This is a genomic window from Kitasatospora indigofera (assembly GCF_014655955.1).
GTDB lineage: Bacteria > Actinomycetota > Actinomycetes > Streptomycetales > Streptomycetaceae > Kitasatospora > Kitasatospora indigofera.
Genome location: NZ_BNBO01000006.1, coordinates 142,483 through 158,742, shown reverse-complemented (window position 1 = coordinate 158,742; position 16,260 = coordinate 142,483). Strand labels below are relative to the sequence as shown.

Annotated in this window: 16 protein-coding genes and 1 pseudogene; 5 read left to right on the top strand and 12 right to left on the bottom strand. The window is 75.8% G+C overall.

Annotated elements, in window-relative coordinates; genetic code table 11:
- The first annotated feature begins 1 nt into the window (after position 1).
- Positions 2-640, top strand: a complete 639-nt coding sequence (locus IE329_RS08575; RefSeq protein WP_190210219.1) for a LysE family translocator — start codon at positions 2-4, stop codon at positions 638-640.
- Positions 641-710: 70 nt separating this feature from the next.
- Here the strand turns inward: IE329_RS08575 and IE329_RS08570 are convergent, their stop codons facing one another.
- From IE329_RS08570 to IE329_RS08535, 8 genes and pseudogenes are all read right to left on the bottom strand, one after another.
- Positions 711-1,760 carry an SDR family oxidoreductase gene (locus IE329_RS08570; RefSeq protein WP_190210218.1) on the bottom strand — a complete coding sequence of 350 codons (1,050 nt, stop codon included), beginning with the start codon at positions 1,758-1,760 and terminating at the stop codon, positions 711-713.
- A gap of 310 nt (positions 1,761-2,070) precedes the next feature.
- Positions 2,071-2,523: pseudogene (locus tag IE329_RS08565) on the bottom strand (SRPBCC family protein); the annotation flags it as partial.
- Positions 2,524-2,655: 132 nt separating this feature from the next.
- Positions 2,656-2,949, bottom strand: a complete 294-nt coding sequence (locus tag IE329_RS08560; RefSeq protein ID WP_190210216.1) for a WhiB family transcriptional regulator — start codon at positions 2,947-2,949, stop codon at positions 2,656-2,658.
- 280 nt (positions 2,950-3,229) lie between these two features.
- Positions 3,230-4,075, bottom strand: coding sequence for a YihY/virulence factor BrkB family protein (locus IE329_RS08555; protein ID WP_229927271.1), 846 nt, complete (start codon positions 4,073-4,075; stop codon positions 3,230-3,232).
- 133 nt (positions 4,076-4,208) lie between these two features.
- Positions 4,209-5,138, bottom strand: coding sequence for a phosphatase PAP2 family protein (locus IE329_RS08550; RefSeq protein ID WP_190210215.1), 930 nt, complete (start codon positions 5,136-5,138; stop codon positions 4,209-4,211).
- A gap of 9 nt (positions 5,139-5,147) precedes the next feature.
- A complete protein-coding gene (locus IE329_RS08545) occupies positions 5,148-6,146 on the bottom strand; it encodes a YihY/virulence factor BrkB family protein (protein WP_190210214.1) in 999 nt (332 codons plus the stop codon).
- On the bottom strand, positions 6,146-7,789 hold the full coding sequence (locus IE329_RS08540) for a bifunctional phosphatase PAP2/diacylglycerol kinase family protein (RefSeq protein WP_190210213.1): 1,644 nt from the start codon (positions 7,787-7,789) through the stop codon (positions 6,146-6,148). The genes IE329_RS08545 and IE329_RS08540 overlap by 1 nt, the downstream gene beginning before the upstream one ends.
- Positions 7,790-8,020: 231 nt before the next feature.
- A complete protein-coding gene (locus IE329_RS08535) occupies positions 8,021-8,977 on the bottom strand; it encodes an alpha/beta fold hydrolase (RefSeq protein WP_190210212.1) in 957 nt (318 codons plus the stop codon).
- Positions 8,978-9,039: 62 nt separating this feature from the next.
- Here IE329_RS08535 and IE329_RS08530 point away from each other — a divergent pair, with 62 nt between their 5' ends.
- The 3 genes from IE329_RS08530 (at position 9,040) to IE329_RS08520 (ending at position 11,502) form a co-directional block, all read left to right on the top strand.
- Positions 9,040-9,987, top strand: coding sequence for a helix-turn-helix transcriptional regulator (locus IE329_RS08530; protein ID WP_190210211.1), 948 nt, complete (start codon positions 9,040-9,042; stop codon positions 9,985-9,987).
- A gap of 416 nt (positions 9,988-10,403) precedes the next feature.
- Entirely contained in the window at positions 10,404-10,931 is a 528-nt protein-coding gene (locus IE329_RS08525; RefSeq protein WP_190210210.1) for a SixA phosphatase family protein, read from the top strand.
- Positions 10,932-11,136: 205 nt separating this feature from the next.
- Positions 11,137-11,502 (top strand): PRC-barrel domain-containing protein, encoded by a 366-nt coding sequence (locus IE329_RS08520; RefSeq protein ID WP_190210209.1) that lies wholly within the window; start codon positions 11,137-11,139, stop codon positions 11,500-11,502.
- A gap of 652 nt (positions 11,503-12,154) precedes the next feature.
- Here IE329_RS08520 and IE329_RS08515 read toward each other — a convergent pair.
- The 4 genes from IE329_RS08515 to IE329_RS08500 all read right to left on the bottom strand — a co-directional run bounded on the left by IE329_RS08515 (position 12,155) and on the right by IE329_RS08500 (position 14,851).
- On the bottom strand, positions 12,155-12,589 hold the full coding sequence (locus tag IE329_RS08515; RefSeq protein ID WP_190210208.1) for an ATP-binding protein: 435 nt from the start codon (positions 12,587-12,589) through the stop codon (positions 12,155-12,157).
- Positions 12,589-12,954 carry an STAS domain-containing protein gene (locus IE329_RS08510; protein ID WP_190210207.1) on the bottom strand — a complete coding sequence of 122 codons (366 nt, stop codon included), beginning with the start codon at positions 12,952-12,954 and terminating at the stop codon, positions 12,589-12,591. Before IE329_RS08510 ends, IE329_RS08515 begins: the two co-directional genes overlap by 1 nt.
- 189 nt (positions 12,955-13,143) lie before the next feature.
- A complete protein-coding gene (locus IE329_RS08505) occupies positions 13,144-14,025 on the bottom strand; it encodes a SigB/SigF/SigG family RNA polymerase sigma factor (RefSeq protein WP_373311113.1) in 882 nt (293 codons plus the stop codon).
- Positions 14,026-14,398: 373 nt separating this feature from the next.
- Complete coding sequence (locus tag IE329_RS08500; RefSeq protein ID WP_190210205.1) at positions 14,399-14,851, bottom strand: ATP-binding protein; 453 nt, start codon at positions 14,849-14,851, stop codon at positions 14,399-14,401.
- 402 nt (positions 14,852-15,253) lie between these two features.
- Between IE329_RS08500 and IE329_RS08495 the strand changes: the two genes are divergently transcribed.
- Positions 15,254-16,207 carry an SMP-30/gluconolactonase/LRE family protein gene (locus IE329_RS08495; protein ID WP_190210204.1) on the top strand — a complete coding sequence of 318 codons (954 nt, stop codon included), beginning with the start codon at positions 15,254-15,256 and terminating at the stop codon, positions 16,205-16,207.
- Positions 16,208-16,260 lie beyond the last annotated feature (53 nt).

Here is a 16,260-nt window from a genome sequence, read left to right as displayed (position 1 = left end):
CATGGCACCGAGCACCGCTCTCTGGTCCTTCGCCCTGGTGGTGGGACTGCTGACCCTGACCCCCGGCCTCGACACCGCGCTGATCCTGCGCACCTCGGCCCTCGGCCGTCGCCGCCGGGCCTGGGGCGTGGTCCTCGGCATCCAGACCGGGACCTTGCTCTGGGGCACCCTGACCTCGGTGGGCGTGACGGCACTGCTGACGGCCTCCCACCTCGCGTACGAGACGCTGCGCTGGGCCGGCGCCGCCTACCTGGTGTGGACGGGGCTCCGGATGCTGCGCGCCACCTTCGGGGGCGGGTCAGCGCCGGAGGCGGCCGCGCCCGATGCCCGTCCCCCGGCCGACACGGCCGGCGGCGGCTGGCGGCAGGGGACGCTGACCAACCTGCTCAACCCCAAGATGGGCGCCTTCTACGTGGCCCTGCTGCCGCAGTTCATCCCGCCGGGATCGAACCACTTCACGATGGGCCTGCTGCTGACCTCGGTCCACATCGTGCTGGGCCTGGCCTGGTCGGGTGTGCTCATCGCCTGTGCCCGGGCCCTGCGCGGTTGGCTGAGCCGGCCGGGGGCGCGCCGCCTGCTGGACCGCGTCACCGGCACGGTCGTCGCCGCCTTCGGCATCCGCCTGGCCCTCGGCGACTGACCATGCCGGCGCACGGCCGGCCGCGCGCCGGCGGCCCGCGGCGAGGCGCTCGGCCCGTGCCGGCCGGACGTCACGTTCCGCCACCGCGGCGGCCGGGCGCGCCGGCCGCCCGCGCCCACCTCGCGCAGACCCCGGTGCCCAGCAGCAGGGCGACGGCCGCGGCGGCGAGCGGAGCCCGGTGGGTGGTGGCCCAGAACTGCAGGCTGCGGTCCCGGGCGGTGTCGGTGAAGCGGCCGCGGGCGCCGTGGTCCTCCAGGTCGTCGACGGGCTTCCACAGGTTGACGGGATCGCCGCTGCGCCGGCGGCGGTCGGCCTGCTGGGCGCCGACGGCCGTCCGGGCGAGGCGGCGGTCCAGCAGGCCCGGAGCGACGGCGTTGGCCAGCAGGGTGACCGCCGTGCTGCCGCCCACCCAGTACTCACGCCGCTGCGGGCGGTCGGCGGCGTGCAGCACCGCTCGGGCCGCGACCTCGGGCTGGTAGACCGGCGGGACGGGCCGGGCCCGGTTCGGCAGCCGGGAGAGGGTCCAGTCGTACTGCGGGGTGTTCACCGAGGGCAGCTGGACCATGGTCGTCCGCACCGCGCTGCCGGAGGCCAGCAGTTCGCAGCGGAGCGCCTCGTGCCAGCCCTGGAGGGCGTGCTCGGCACCGCTGGCGGCGCTCTGCAGCGGCAGACCGCGGTAGGCGGCGGCGGAGCCGACGTGCACGAGCGTGCCGTGGTCACGCGGCAGCATGCGCTGCAGGGCGGTACGGGTGGCGTAGACGTACCCGAGGTAGCTGACCTCGGTGGCCCGGCGGAACTCCTCGGGCGTGATCTCGGTGAAGGGCGCGAGGACGGAGGAGAAGGCGTCGTTCACCCACACGTCGATCGGCCCGAGTTCGTGCTCGATCCGCTCGGCGGCCGCCTCGACGGCCTCCGGGTCGGCGATGTCGGCCTCGATCGTGACGGCCGTCGCGCCGGCCCGCCTGGCCTCGGCGGCCGCGGCCTCCAGGCCGGCCCGCCCACGGGCGATCAGCGCCAGCCGGTCCCCGCGCTCGGCGAACGCCCGTGCACAGGCACGTCCGATCCCCGCGCCGGCACCGGTGACCACCACGACCCGTCCGGTGTACTGCGATGCGTTCATGGTCGTCGTCTGTCCGGCCGCGCGAAGGGCAAACACACCCGCCGAGGCCGTCGCGGACGGCACCGTTCCCGCAGGTCAGGACCTCGCCGACGCTCCCGGGCGGGGCCGGGGGCACCGGCCCGCGCCGGAGCGGCCCGGCCCGGCCCGCCCGCCGACGGGCGGGCCCGGGTCAGCCGTGCCGCGGGTCGTCCCGGTCTGCGGGCGGGGGCGGCGCGCCCTCGCCGGTCATCCGGCTCTCGGGGCGCTCGCGGACCGGCGCGTCGCCGAGGCCCGCGGGCCCGCCGCCTGCCGGTGCGGCCGGGCCGCCGTCGGGCGCCAGGCGTCCGCGCCAGCCGCCGCTCTCCAGGCCCCGCTGCTCGATGAAGCCCTTGAACCGCTTCAGGTCGCCCGTGACCTGCCGGTCCAGGACGCCGAGCAGGTCACCCGCCTTCTCGGCGATGCTGTGCGGTTCGAAGTCCATGGCCAGGCTCACCCTGGTGCGGGCGTCGTCGAGGCGCTGGAAGGTCACGATGCCCATCTGCCGGACGTCGCCGCCCACCGTGCGCCAGGAGATCCGCTCGTCGGGGAGCTGGTCGACGATCTCGGTGCAGAACTCGCGGCGCGCGCCGGCGACCTTGGTCGTCCACTGGGCGTGCCGGTCGTCCGTCTGGTGGACCGCCTCCACGCCGTCCATGAAACTCGGGAAGTCCTCGAACTGCGTCCACTGGTTGTAGACGCTGTGCAGCGGGACATCCACGTCGATGGACTCCATCACCATGCTCACAACAGTCTCCTTCCGGATCGAGGGGCTCAGCGTTCGCTGTCACCGGCGCGCCTGCCCCGCTTCGGTACGGCCAATCACCCGGTACGGCCGATCACCCGGTGACGCAGCAACGGCTCCGGGGCGGCGCAGCGGTCACGCGGCCCGCGCGGAGCGGGCGCGGCCCAGCAGCACCGCCCGTTCGTCCTCGGACAGTCCGCCCCACACCCCGTACGGTTCGCGCACCGCCAGGGCGTGCCGGAGGCACCGCGCGCGGACGGGGCAGCCCTGGCAGATCTTCTTCGCCGCCGCCTCCCGGTCGTCGTGGGCCTGGCCGCGCTCGCCGAAGGGATGGAAGAACAACCCGGTGTCGACGGCCCGGCACGCCGCGGCGAGCTGCCAGTCCCAGCGGTGGTCGAAGGCGCCCGGCAGGCGCTTGAGATCGGTCATGGGGTTCTCACCTCGGCTTGAGTGGACGGGAAGGACGGGGACGGCGGGGGCGGGGACGGCGGGGGCGGAGCCTGAGGGCCGGGGTCGCCCGGAGCCGGTGGCGGGACGGCCGGAGCGGCCTGCGGACAGGCGGGCGCGCACGGCCGACCCCTCGCCGCCGGCCGCGCGGAGCGGCTCTCGCAACGGCCCCTCGCAACGGCCCCGAACCGGCTCCACGGCCGCCTGCCCGCTTTCGGACGTCCTACGCGCGCCCGGGCGTCCGGCCTGTTCCGCCGCCGCCTCACGGAGGCGGCACCCCGGGCCGCGGGCCGGCCCGCCGCCCCGTGATCGCGCGGCCGGCGAGCGCCCCGCCGTAGATGGTGTAGCCCACGCCGATCAGCCACGACTGGACGACCAGGACGGCTCCGACGGTGCCGTAGGAGACGGCGTTGGAGACCAGCAACGGTGCGAGCACCAGGCGCGAGAAGTACCGCAGGCCGGCCAGGGCGGCCATGGTGGCCACCGCTCCGGGCAGCAGCCGCGGCCAGGGCACGCGTGAGCCGAGCAGCAGGTGCTGCAGCCACCAGAAGAACAGCAGACCGCCGAGCAGCGTGGCCGTCAGGCGCAGCGCGGGCTGCGCGGCGCTGCGCCGCCAGGGGCTGCCGCTCCACGCGGCGACGAGGATGTAGGCGGTCAGCCCGGCGAGGCCGATCGCCTGGCGCCAGACCGCGTGCCAGGGGCTGCGGTCGAGCTGCCAGATGCGCTCGTAGACGGTCTGGACGGAGGCCATCAGGGAGATGCCGAAGACCGTCAGGGCGGCGATGCCGAAGCCGGTGGTGGTGCTGAGCACCTGGCCCCGGGAGGCGAACAGGCCGCGGGTCGCCTCGGCACCGCGGCCGGACAGCCCCAGGCCGTCGGTGATCCACTGGCTGATGCCGCCGCCACGGGTGGGCGAGGCGGCCGCGATGACGATCAGCAGGGGCACCAGGGTGACGAAGAACAGGGCGGCGAAGGCCATCGAACGCTGGAGCAGCTCGACCGATCGGCCCTGCTCGCAGACCTCCCGGACGACGGCGGACACGCCGCGCCGGCCGGGCGCGGGGGCCGTCCCGGCGGTGTCCGGTTCGTGTTCGCGGTCCGCAGCCACCCTGGCCTCCCTGCTTCGGCCCCGTCCTGGCTGCTACCCCGGAGCGGCCGGCGCAGTCGGGCCCGGGGCGGGCCGGCGGCGGGGGCCGGGCCGGCGGGCCGTCTCCCGGACGGTCTGCGGCGACGCTTCGCGGCTACCGGCGCACGGGCCCGCCCGGCGCACCGTCCGCCGCGCGGGCCGGTGCAGCGGCCGGGGACTCGTCCCGGCCGGTGGCGAGTTCGGGCTCCAGCCCCTCCGGCAGCGCCGGCACCCGCAGCCCGCTCTCCCGGCGCCAGGTGTCGAAGGCCCAGGCGGTGGAGGCGACCAGGGCGAGCCCGAGCAGCCAGCCGCCCAGGACGTCGCTGACCCAGTGCACGCCGAGGGCGATCCGGGTCAGCCCCGTCCCGAGGACGGTCACGGCGGCCGCCGTCCAGGCCGCCGGGCGGGCCCGCCGGGGCACCATCGGCAGCAGGACGAGCAGCAGGATCGCGCACGAGGCCATGGCGGTCATGGCGTGCCCCGACGGGAACGAGTAGCCGGGTGCCTGGGCGACCGGATCGGGCAGCCGGGGCCGGACCCGGCCCACCGCCACCTTGACCAGCAGGCCGGTCAGGCCCGCGGCCAGTTCGGTGAGGCCCGCCCAGAGGGCCAGCCGCCAGGCCCGCCGCAGGACCAGCCAGCCCACCACGGCGGCGACCAGCAGGCGCAGGGTGACCGGGTCCCACGGCCCGTCGGTCAGGGTCCGCGCCGCCTCCAGCAGCAGCGGGTGGTGGCGCACGCTCGCGTTCAGGCGGGCCGCCGCGCCGGCGTCCAGTGCGCGCAACGGCTCCCAGCCGGCCTCGATCAGCACCAGCAGGACGGCGGTCGGCACGGCCGTCACCGCGAAGGCGAGGACGGCCGCGAGCAGCCGGCTGCCGTAGCGCCGGTCCGCGCTGCGCGGGGAGAACCGGCGCGGGGAGAACCGGCGCGGGGAGAACGCGGAGAACCGGCGCGGGAAGAGCGCGGAGAACCGGCGCGCGGAGAACCGACGTCCGTGGACGCGGCCGGGCTCCTGACGGGGCTCCTGCTGGGGTGTGGGTGTCATCGGCCCCGCCTACCCGCGCCCCGCCGCGCCGCCCCCGGGGTCCTCCGGCCGGGCCGGCTCCTCCGGGTCCGGTCGGACGGGTTCCTGGACGCCCGCCCGGTCGGCCTCCAGCTGGGCGGCGAACGAGATCCCCAGCAGCAGGGCGACGGCGGTCAGGTACGCCCACATCAGCAGGGAGATGATCACGCTCAGCGGCCCGTACACCGCGTCGACGGAGTTGCTCACCCGCAGGTACACGCTGAACAGACCGGTCAGCCCGACCCACAGCACCAGGTACACGACGGCGCCGAACGCGAGCCAGCTGTGGCCGGGCTGCTCGCGACGCGGCGCCCGGTGGAAGATGACGCTCGCCGACAGCAGCGCGAGGACGACACCGGCGGGCCATCGCAGCACCGCCCAGGCGAGGGCGGCCCGGTGACCGCCCGGTCCGCCCGCCTCGGCGACCGCGGCGGCGATCTCCCCGCCCGCCACCAGCAGCACGAACCCGAGGCCGAGCGGCAGGCCGGCCAGCACAGCCATCAGCAGCCCGCGCGCGTACTTGCGGTGGAAGGGCCGGTCCCGCTCGATGCCGTAGATCCGGTTGGCGCCCCGCTCGATCTGGCACATCGCGGTGACCACGTTGACCAGGGAGAACACAGCGCCGCCCCACAGGGCGACGCTGCCGCCGTCCCCCGCGCGCTCGCGGCTGCGCCGCAGCACCTCGCCGACCAGTTCGGAGCTGGGGCCCGCGGTCAGCCGGGCGATCGTCAGCTCGGTCACCCGGCCGAGCCACTGGGTGTGCAGCACGGACGACAGGCCGACCACGGCGATCGCGAACGGGACGAGGGCCAGCACGGTCTGGAAGGCGATGGCCCGCGCATGGCTGAAGCCGTCGGCGTAGCGGAAGCGCAGGAAGGCGTCCCTGAGCAGCGGCCATCCTCCGTACGCGCGCAGGGTCGTGACGGCCTCGTCGGCGGAGAGCCCCTCCTGGGAGCCGTTCTTGCGCCCGACCCGGGTGGCGGTTCCCATCAGCTGCCCCCTCCTCGGGTTCGGACCGCCCCGCTGCCCGCCTGCTGCCGCTCGGCGGCCGGCGGCAGGTGGACCAGCAGGGCGGCCGGCCGCACGGCCAGCCGCAGCGTCCGGCCGGCGGGCAGGGACTCCCCGTCGAGCTCGCGGGGGTGGTCCCGGTCGGCGGTGAGGAGGATCCGCCGGGCCCGGAAGTGCTCGAACGGCGCCTCCCGGCCGGCCGAGCCGCCGCCGACCCGGCCGGTGAGCAGCCGCGCCACCGCCTCCGGCCAGCCGGTCAGGCCGCGGGGGTGGACGAGGACGAGGTCGAGCACGCCGTCGTCCGGCCGGGCGTCGGGCAGCAGCCGGATCCCGCCCTGGAGCGCGCCGACGTTGCCGATCACCGCCATCGCGGCCCGCCGCTGGACTGGCGGCGCGTCGTCCAGCGTGACGGTCAGCCGCATCCGCCGGTCGCCCAGGTGCCGGACCAGCGGCGGCAGGTAGGCGGGCCACCCGTAGCGGTCCTTGGCGCTGCGGCGGGTGTCCGCCATCGTCGCGGCGTCGAGGCCGATGCCGGCCATCGCGCTGACCGTGGTGGCGGTGATGCCGTCCCCGTCCGCCAGGGCCAGGTCGATCCGCCGGGGTTCGCCGCCGAGCGCCTCGGCCAGGGCCCGCGCCGGGTCCGAGGGCAGGCCCAGGTTGCGGGCGAGCAGGTTCCCGGTGCCGCAGGGGACGATCGCGAGGGCGACCCCCGTCCCGGCGAGGGCGTGCGCGCAGGCCGTCACCGTGCCGTCGCCGCCGCAGGCCACCACCAGGCGGGCCCCGGCCTCGACGGCGCGCGTGGCGGCTCCCCGGCCGGGGTCCTCCGCGCTGGTGGCGGCGTGCTCGGGGGCCGGGCAGCCGTGCTCGGCGAGGACGCGGTCGATCCGGTCGAGGGTGTCGACGTCGACCAGCAACGGGTTGAACACCACGACGACCGCCCGGCCGCCCGGCGGGCGGTGCGGGGCTTCCCGGCCGGCCGTGGAGCGCCCCCGGTCGGCCAGGAAGGCCCGCCACATGACCAGGAGCACGACGACGCCGTTCACCAGCCCGGCCAGCACGTCGCTCGGGTGGTGCATCCCGCGGTAGAGCCTGCCGCCGGCGACCAGCAGGGGCAGCACCGCCGCCAGGGCGCAGAGCGGCAGCCGGAGCGGACCGCGCAGTCGCAGGGCCACGAGGACGGCCAGCGCGCCGTACAGCGCGACGGCCGCGCCGACGTGGCCGGACGGGAAGCTGGACGTCGGCGGCGCGGCGTCCAGGTGCGGCGCGGACGGCCGGGGCCGGTCCACGCCTATGGTGACCAGCAGGAACACCGCGGACTGGGCGGCGACCGCGCCACCGAGGAAGGCCGCTTCCCGCCACCGCGACCGCAGCAGCAGCACGAGCACCGCGACCGCCGCCACGGTCACCACCGCCCCGGTTCCGGCCAGGAACGAGAGCCAGGAGGTGACGGTGTCCAGCGCGGGGACGCGGTTGGCGGCCAGCCGGTCCGTCACCGCGTTCTCCCCCGGACGCCAGAGGTGCAGCGGCGGGTGGGTGACGGCGAGGCCGGCCAGCACCATGAGGACCGTCTGGAGCAGCAGCGGCGGTGCGATCCGGCGGAGCAGGTGGTTTACCCCTGGTGTCATGCGCCTCGTGTGCCCGGGCGCGGCCGCTTCATCCGCGCCGGAGCGGGGCAATCCGGGTGCCGGCCCTCCCCCGGCCGGGCCCGCCGCCGGGAACAGCTGGACGCGTCCGGGCACCGCGGTCCGGCCGGGCCCGCGACAGCCGGGTGCGGAAGCGGGTGTCCGGCGGGTCCGGGGTGTCCGGCGGGTCCGGGAGGGACCTGCCGCCGGTGGAGCGCCCGCCAGGGGCTGAGCTCAGCCGGTCCGCCTGCTCGGCCCGTCCTGATGTTCCAGCCATTGCGTGATCACTCGGTTCGTCTCCTCGGGTTCTTCCTGCTGGATCCAGTGGCCGCAGTCCAGGCTCACCACTTCCACGTTGGGCACGAACGCGGCCAGGTTCTCCGACCTCGCGACCAGGTCCCGGTCGCCGTAGATCATGAGGGTGGGCTGGTGGATGATCGGGTCGGCGTCCGCCAGCAGGTGCCAGTTGCGGTCGAGGTTCCGGTACCAGTTGATGCTGCCGGTGAACCCGGATGTCTCGAAGGCGGAGACGAGGACGGCCAGTTCGCTGTCACTCATGACGGGCTCTCCGCCTGGTGCCTCCGCTCCGGCGAGATTGATCAGCGCCATGCCCGGCCGGGGCTCCGCGGGGGGCTCGTTCTTCCGGTACAGGTTGCGAAGGAACCGGTAGGTGTTGTCGTCGAAGACGGCGTCCGCGACGCCCGGCTGCCGATTGAAGTGGACGAAGTAGAAGTCGCCGCCGAGCACGGCTTCCATGAACTCGATCCAGGGCTTCTCCCCGCGCTCCTGGTAGGGCAGGCTCAGGTTGATCACCTTGTTCACCCGGTCGGGGTGCAGCAGGGTCAGGCCCCAGACGACGAACGCGCCCCAGTCATGGCCGACGAAGGTGGCGTCTTCGTAGCCGTAGTGGTCGAGGAGCGCGACGAGGTCGCCCGACAGGTGCGCGATGTCGTAGTCCGTCACTTCGGCCGGGCGGGACGAGCGGCCGTAACCCCGCTGGTTCGGGGCGATGACGTGGTAGCCGGCCGCGGCGAGGGCGGGCATCTGGTGACGCCAGGAGAAGGCGTGCTCCGGCCAGCCGTGGCAGAGCACGATGGGCTTTCCCGCGTTCTCCCGTCCCGCTTCGAAGACTTCGAGTTCGACTCCGTTGACCGGAACGAGAGTGGGTTCGGGGAAATCGGTTGAGGTCATGCCGCCATCCTGCCGCCCGAAACCGGTCACCTCATGACCGGTTTGTATGAGAGTTTTTCGGGGTGCGAACCGACCGGCTGGTGGCCGTCCTCCTGTTGCTGCAACGGCGCGAGCAGGTGACGGCGGCGGAGGTCGCCCGGGAGCTGGAGGTCTCCGAGCGCACCGCCCGCCGCGACCTCGACGCCCTCGCCATGGCCGGGGTGCCCGTGTACTCCACCCAGGGCCGAGGCGGCGGCTGGCGCCTGGTGGGCGGCGCCCGCACCGACCTGTCGGGGCTGACCGCCGGTGAGGCCCGCGCCCTGTTCCTGGTCGCCGGCCCGGCCTCGGCCGCGGCACCAGCCGTGAGAGCGGCACTGCGCAAGCTCGTCCATGCCCTGCCGGAGCCGTTCCGCGTGCAGGCCGAGGCGGCGGCGGCGTCACTGGTGACGGACCCTCGACAATGGGGGGCGAACCGGGCCGAGCACCGACCGCCCCGCTTCCTCGACGAACTCCAGGACGCGGTGATCCGCGGCGTCCAGGTGCGGCTGGGCTACATCGACGGCAAAGGCACCGGGACGATGAGAACCGTCCACCCGCTGGGCATCGTCGCCAAAGGTCCGTCGTGGTACCTCGTCACCCGTACCGAGGCCGGCCGGCGGACCTTCCGGATCGACCGCGTGTCGTCCGCCGACCCGACCGACGATCCGGTGACCCGGCCCGCGGACTTCGACCTCGCCGGAAGCTGGCGCGAGATCGCCGACGAGGTCGAACGCAGGCGAACGCCGCTGGAGATCCAGGCGCTCTGCACGCCCCGCGGCATCGGCATACTCCGGATCGGACTCGGCGATCGACTCGACGTGGGAGGCGCCACGACCGACGGCCGCATCGAGGTCGTCATCCGCGGCCGCGACGAGTACACCCTCGCCGGCGAGCTCGCCGGGCTCGTCGAATGGATCGAGGTGACCGGCCCCCCGAACGTGCGAGCCCACCTGGCCGCGATCGGCAACGCACTCGTCGAACGCTACCGCTGAGCCCGGACCCACCGAGCTGATCCGAGGGTGAGCACTTCTGGGGCTCGGCCGGGCCGATCGGCTGGAGGACGTGGGGTGTCCGCCGGTCCGCCCAGCTCTTCCACGTCCGCTCCGGCCGGGCCCCGGCGGGCGGGGTGTCGATCACCGCGTCGCCGGACCCGGCCCCCAGGACGACAAGGCCGTGGTGTCGCATGCCCGGCGGGCTGCCCCCGGAGGCCGCCCGGACCCCGGACCGGACGAGCCGGCCCGGCCGGTGTCGCCGGTGCTCCGTGGAGTCCCCGCAGCGGGCTTCGGCCGGACTCCCCGCCCCGGGCTTCGGCCCGGTCGGCGAGGTCGCGCCCGGGCCCGCCTCCCGGCCGCCCGGGGAGGTCCACCGGTATCCTCGGGGCGCACAGGGACCACCGCGGGAGGGCCGGATGAGCGACGAGCCGACGCGCAGGATCGTCCTGCTGCGGCATGCCAAGGCCGACCCCAAGGACCGGACGGAGTACCCGGACCACGAGCGTCCGCTGACCCCGCGCGGCCGGCTGGACGCGCCCCGCAGCGGGCGGTGGCTCGCCGCCTCGGGCCCGGCGGCGGACCACGCCTTGGTCTCGACCTCGGCGCGCACCCGGGAGACCTGGGAGTTGACGGCCGCCGAGCTGCCCGGGCCGCCCTCGGCCGCGTTCGAGCCGCGCCTCTACCGGGCCGGGGCCGGGGAGGTCCTGGCCCTGCTCGGACAGCTGCCGGACGACACCACCACGGTGCTGGTGGTCGGCCACAATCCGGGCTTCCGGGACTTGGCGGGCAGTCTCGCCGGCCACGGTCCGCAGGAGGTGCGGGAGCTCCTGGAGCACGCGGGCTTCCAGACCGCCGGCGTCGCCGTCCTGAGCTTCACCGGCTCCTGGGCGGACCTCGCCCCCGGCCGGGCGCGCCTCGACGCCTACTGGTCCCCGCGCCTCTGACGGCTCGTCGGGCGGTGGCCGGTACGGCCCGCGGTCGGGGCGCCCGCCGGCCCCGGCGGCCGGTCCGGCGCGGCCTGCCCTCACCCCGCCCCGGCGGCCCCCGCGCGAACGTCAGGTGTGGGAGGCCAGGTCCGGGGCAGGCGGGGGCCGTGAGCGCGTCGCACCGGGAACAGCCCGCGCGGCGCCGCAACGTGAAGGAGACGCGATGAGCAGCATCGAGATCTGGGAGTTCCGCACCACGTCCGGCCACGTCTCCGGCACCGATCTGGTCGGCTTCCACGTGGAGGCGACGGACGGTGCCATCGGCAAGGTCGACAAGCTGTCCGAGGAGGTCGGCGCCCAGTACCTGGTCGTGGACACCGGTCCGTGGATCTTCGGCCGGCACGTCCTGGTCCCGGCGGGCACCGTCGTGCGGGTCGACCAGGCCGAGGAGAAGGTCTACATCGACCGGACCAAGGACGAGGTCAAGGGCAGCCCCGAGTTCGAACGTGCCACGCACGACACGGACACCGGCTACCAGGAGCGGTACGCGGGCTACTACGGCCCGTTCTACGGCGGCCCGGTCATCTGACCCGTCGCTCCACGACCGGCCGAGCGACCGGCTCAGATCCGGCTCAGGAACCCGGCTCAGGAACCCGCTGCGGGCCGCCACCGACACCGGTGGCGGCCCGCAGGGCTGGGCGGGTCCGCGCGGGGCCGGTCAGGTCCGACCGGGTCCGTCCGGGTCCGTCCCGCCGGACGGCGAGGGCGGTGAAGCGGTGAAGCGGTGAAGTCGGGGGGCCTGACCCGAGGTGTCGATCCGCGCAGGCCGGGTAGGCGCCGACCATGGGCGTGCTACGCGCCCGCCCGGGCGGTTCCCCGACCGCCGGCCGCACGACGGGGCACCACCGGGGCCGCCCCGAGGACGAGCCCGGCCCGCTGCACCGCCGGGCGACGAGGCAGGTGAGCGTGATGACCGTTCCCGTTCCGCCCGACCCGGACACCCGTCCGCCCGCGCCCGGGCCGCAGCCACCGGTGCCCGACCCGTGGCCCGGCCCCCCGCCCGACCCGCAGGAGCCGCGGCCGACACCGCCGCTGCCCGGTCCGGACCCGGTGCCGCCGCCGCTGCCGATGCCGCGCGCGACCCGCTGACCGGGCGGACGGCACGCCAGGACGGCACCGGGCTCCGGCCGGGGGTGTGGCTCCGCCGACGGGCGTGGCTCCGGCCGACCGGCGTGGCGGGCTCAGCCCGGGGGCCGCAGGACGGCGGGTGGGGCCGCGATCTCGGACCACACCGTCTTGCCGTGCTCGTGCGGCCGGCTGCCCCAGGACCAGGAGAGCAGGTCGACCACCCGCAGCCCGTGGCCACCGGGGAGCACGGGGTCGCCACCGCGCCGCAGGACCGGGGGTTCGGAGCTGCAGTCCGCCACCTCCACCCGCACCCCGACGGCGGAGCGGGTCAGGCTCAGTTCGATCGGCCCGTCGGCGTGCTGGGCCGCGTTGGTGACGAGTTCGCTGACGACCAGCAGGACGTCCCGGGCGACTTCGCCGCGCTCCCCCTCGCCCGCCTGCGGCCAGTCCCAGCGGGCCAGCGCGTCCCGGGCGAAGGCCCGGCAGCGGCCGACCGCGCCCCGGCCGGAGGCGAGGACCAGTCGTCGGGTGTCGGTGTCCGGGAGCATCAGAGGTCCTCGGCGGCGAGCGCCTCGGCGACGGACGGGTAGATGTGGAAGACCGCCCGGACACCGGTGATGTCCAGCATCCTGGACACCATCGGGCCCGGGTCGGCGAGCATCAGCAGCAGTCCTGCCTCCTGGGCGTCGAGCCTGGTGTGCAGCAGCAGGTTCAGCCCGGTGGAGTCGCAGAAGTCGAGCCCGGCGCAGTCGATCACGACCCGGCCCAGGCCGCCGTCCACGGCGCTCCGCAGTGCCTCGCGCAGCGGCCCGGCGGTGTCGTGGTCGAGTTCGCCCTCGGGCCGCACGACCACGCCCCGTGGGGAGGTGCGGACGGCCACCGTCAGCTCGGACGCGGTGCTTTCGGGCTCCATCGGCCTCGCTCCTCCCGCTTCGGCGGACTCGCCGGGCCGCCTGCTGTCGACGGGCTCCCCGGATTCGGCAGGCTTCCCGGTTTCGACGGGCGCCCTGGTTCGGCAGGCGCCCCGGTCTCGGCAGGCTCCCTGGTTCCCACGATAGGCCGGGTCCCGCGCCGTCGGCCCGGTCCGCCGCGACCGGCCCGGTCAGGGTGCGTCCGCCGGCGGTTCCTCCAGCCGGGCGCGGAGCGAGCCGAGGGTGGCGGCGAGCAGCCGGGACACCTGCATCTGGGAGCAGCCGATCCGCTCGGCAATCTCGGACTGGGTGCAGGCGCCCCAGAAGCGCAGCATCAGGACGGTGCGTTCGCGGGGCGTGAGGTCCGCCAGCAGGGGCCGGACGGATTCGCGGAACTCGACCAGGGCGAGGTTGCCGTCCTCGTCGCCGAGCCGGTCGAGCAGGGTGCTGCCCGGCTCGTCGTCGCGGTCGTCGTACAGGGCGTCGAGCGACCCGGCCCGGTAGGCGCGGCCGACGCGCAGGGCGGCGTCGACGTCCGGGACGTCCAGGCCGAGGTCGGCGGCGATCTCCGCCTGCGTGGGCAGGCGGCCGAGCTGCTGCTCCAGCCGGTCGGAGCTGCGGGCCACCCGCAGGTAGAGCTCCTGGAGGCCGCGCGGCACCCGGACCGGCCAGGAGGTGTCCCGGAAGAACCGCTTGATCTCGCCGGCGATGGTGGGGATCGCGTAGGTCAGGAACTCCACCCCGCGACGGTGGTCGTAACCGTCCACGGCCTTGATCAGGCCGACGATGCCCACCTGGAGGATGTCGTCCGGCTCGGCGGCGCGGTGGCGGAAGCCGGCGGCGACGAAGCGGACCAGCGGCATGTTGAGCTCGATCACGGTCCCGCGCACGTAGCTGTAGGCGGCGGACCCGCGTTCCAGACCGGCCAGCCGCTCGAAGAGCGCGTCGCTCAGCTCACGGGCCTCGGTCTTGCCCATGGCCCGCATCTCCTGGCGGGTGGGCCGGCGCGGTTCCGCGGCCGTCGGGGCGGCCACGGGCCGCAGGGGTGTGCTGGGGACGGACACGGAGGTCATCTCCCTGGTTCGTCCCCGCGATGCCTCCGCGCAGAAAGGCGGGCAGGCGGGGATCGGGGTGGGAGGCCTTGGTGCCCGGCTTCTTCAGGCAGCGGCGTCCCGGTGTGATGGACGTGCCATCGGCCCGGCGGGTGCGCCGGGCGGGAGCGCGGGCTGTCGGCCCGAACGCTCCGCTCGTCCTCGTACCCCGCTGTCGCCCGGGTAACCCCCCTGGTCCACGGGTTGGCATCCCGTCCCACCGGCCGGACGCCTGACGGTGCGAGCCGGCGCGCCCCGGCAACGGACAGGCGGCCGGCCCTGCGCGGCCCCGGCAGCGTCCCGGGCAAGGCGGGGGTGCGGGGGACCGGCCCCGCGGAAGGCCATGCGGCCGGCACTACCCGCCGGACCCGGTGGCCTCCGCGTTCCGGTGGCCGGGGCGGCCGGGCGGGTGGAAGCAGGCGGTCACCGTCTTGCCGCGGTCACCGGTCCGGGTCTGCCAGTGGTCGGCGAGGGCGTCCACCAGCGCCATCCCGCGGCCGGAGACGGCGTCCGAGCCGGCCGTACGGGGGCGGGGCGCCTCCGACGAGGAGTCGTGGACGCTGACGTACAGGCAGGTGCCGTCCCAGGTCAGCACCAGGTCGGCGCTGCTGCCGGCGTGCACGTGAGCGTTGGTGACCAGCTCGGAGACGATCAGCACCACCGCGTCGGCGGTGTCGGGGGCCGACGACGTCCAGCCCAGCTCGTCGAGATGGCGCCGGGCCCACTGCCGCCCGGCCCGCACCCCACTGGCGATCGGCAGCGTCCGGGCCCAGCCCGTCGCCCTGATCGAATGACCCTGTCCGTCCACCCTCGCCACCTCCACCGTCGGTCCCTCCCCACGACTGCCCCCGTCCCGCCGAAGCACGCGTCCACGCCCACCGGCGGTCCGGACCGCCGGGCAACCCGGCCGCCGGCGCGCTCAGGAACGGCCTGCCCGGCGACCGGCCCGGCGAAGCCCCCGGCCCCGCTGAGCCCCCGCAGCGGCCGGCGACCCGCTCCGGCGGCAGCCCGGACTGCTCCGCCCCGGTGCCGTCCGCCCGGGCGAACCCGGGGCGCCGCCGCCCGGGCCCGCGCCGCCGTCCCACGGCACCGGCCGGGGCGTCCGCCGCGCTCCGCCCGCGCCGCCGGGCCGACCCGGCCCGCCGTGCTCTGCTGGAAGCACCGCCGGACCACACACCGTCAGCCGGCGCCCCCTCAACCAGGAGACCCCGTGCCCCGCACTCCCCGTCCGGCCGGCGCCGCAGGCATCGCGGCCGCCGTGCTGGCGCTGCTCGCCGCCTCGCCCGCCACCGCGGCCGCCCCGCCGCTGTCCGACGCCAGGATTCTGGTCCATCTGGATCTGGCGGCCGGTCAGATGCCGGAGAACAGCACGCCGGAGCCGGACGGCTCCCTGGACGTGACCTTCCTCTCGGCCCACCAGATCGCCCGGATCGCCCCCGACGGCGGAGTGCGGATCCTGGCGACCATGCCGGCCGAGGAGCACCCGAACACGCCACTGGTCGGCTTCGCGGCGGCCACCGGCATCGCCCGCGCCCACGACGGCACCCTCTACGCTACCTATGCCACCGGAACCGCACTCACCGGCGTCTACCGTCTCGACTGCGACGGCACGCTGCGGCGGATCGCCCAGCTGCCGCCGGAAGGCCTGCCCAACGGACTCGCCCTCGACGAGCAGGCCGGCGTCCTCTACTCCGCCGACTCCGTGCTGGGCGTGGTCCGGCGCATTCCGGTGGACGGCGGCGAGCCGACCGTCTGGGCCGGCGGATCCCCGCTGCAGCCGACCGGATTCCTCGGCGCCAACGGCATCAAGGTCCACCGGGGCGCGGTCTGGGTCAGCAACACCGACACCGGCGCCCTGCTGCGGATCCCGGTCCGCCAGGACGGCACCGCGGGCCCGGTCGGGACGCGGGCGGACGGGCTCGCCGGCATCGACGACTTCACCTTCACCGACGCTCACGAGGACACCGTCCTGGCCGCGCTGAACAGCGCCGACCAGGTGGTGCGGCTGGCCCCGGACGGCTCCCGGTCGGTCGTGCTGACCGCCGAGGACGGGCTGACCAGCCCCACCTCCGTGGCCGTCCACCGGCGCACCGTCCTCGTCACCAGCGCCGCCTTCGCCCCGCCGCCGGATCCCAACGTGCTGACCGCCCGTCTCCACCGCTGAGCCGGGCCGGCGGCCGGTCCCGTCGGAGCCCCGGCACGCGGGCGACCGACGGG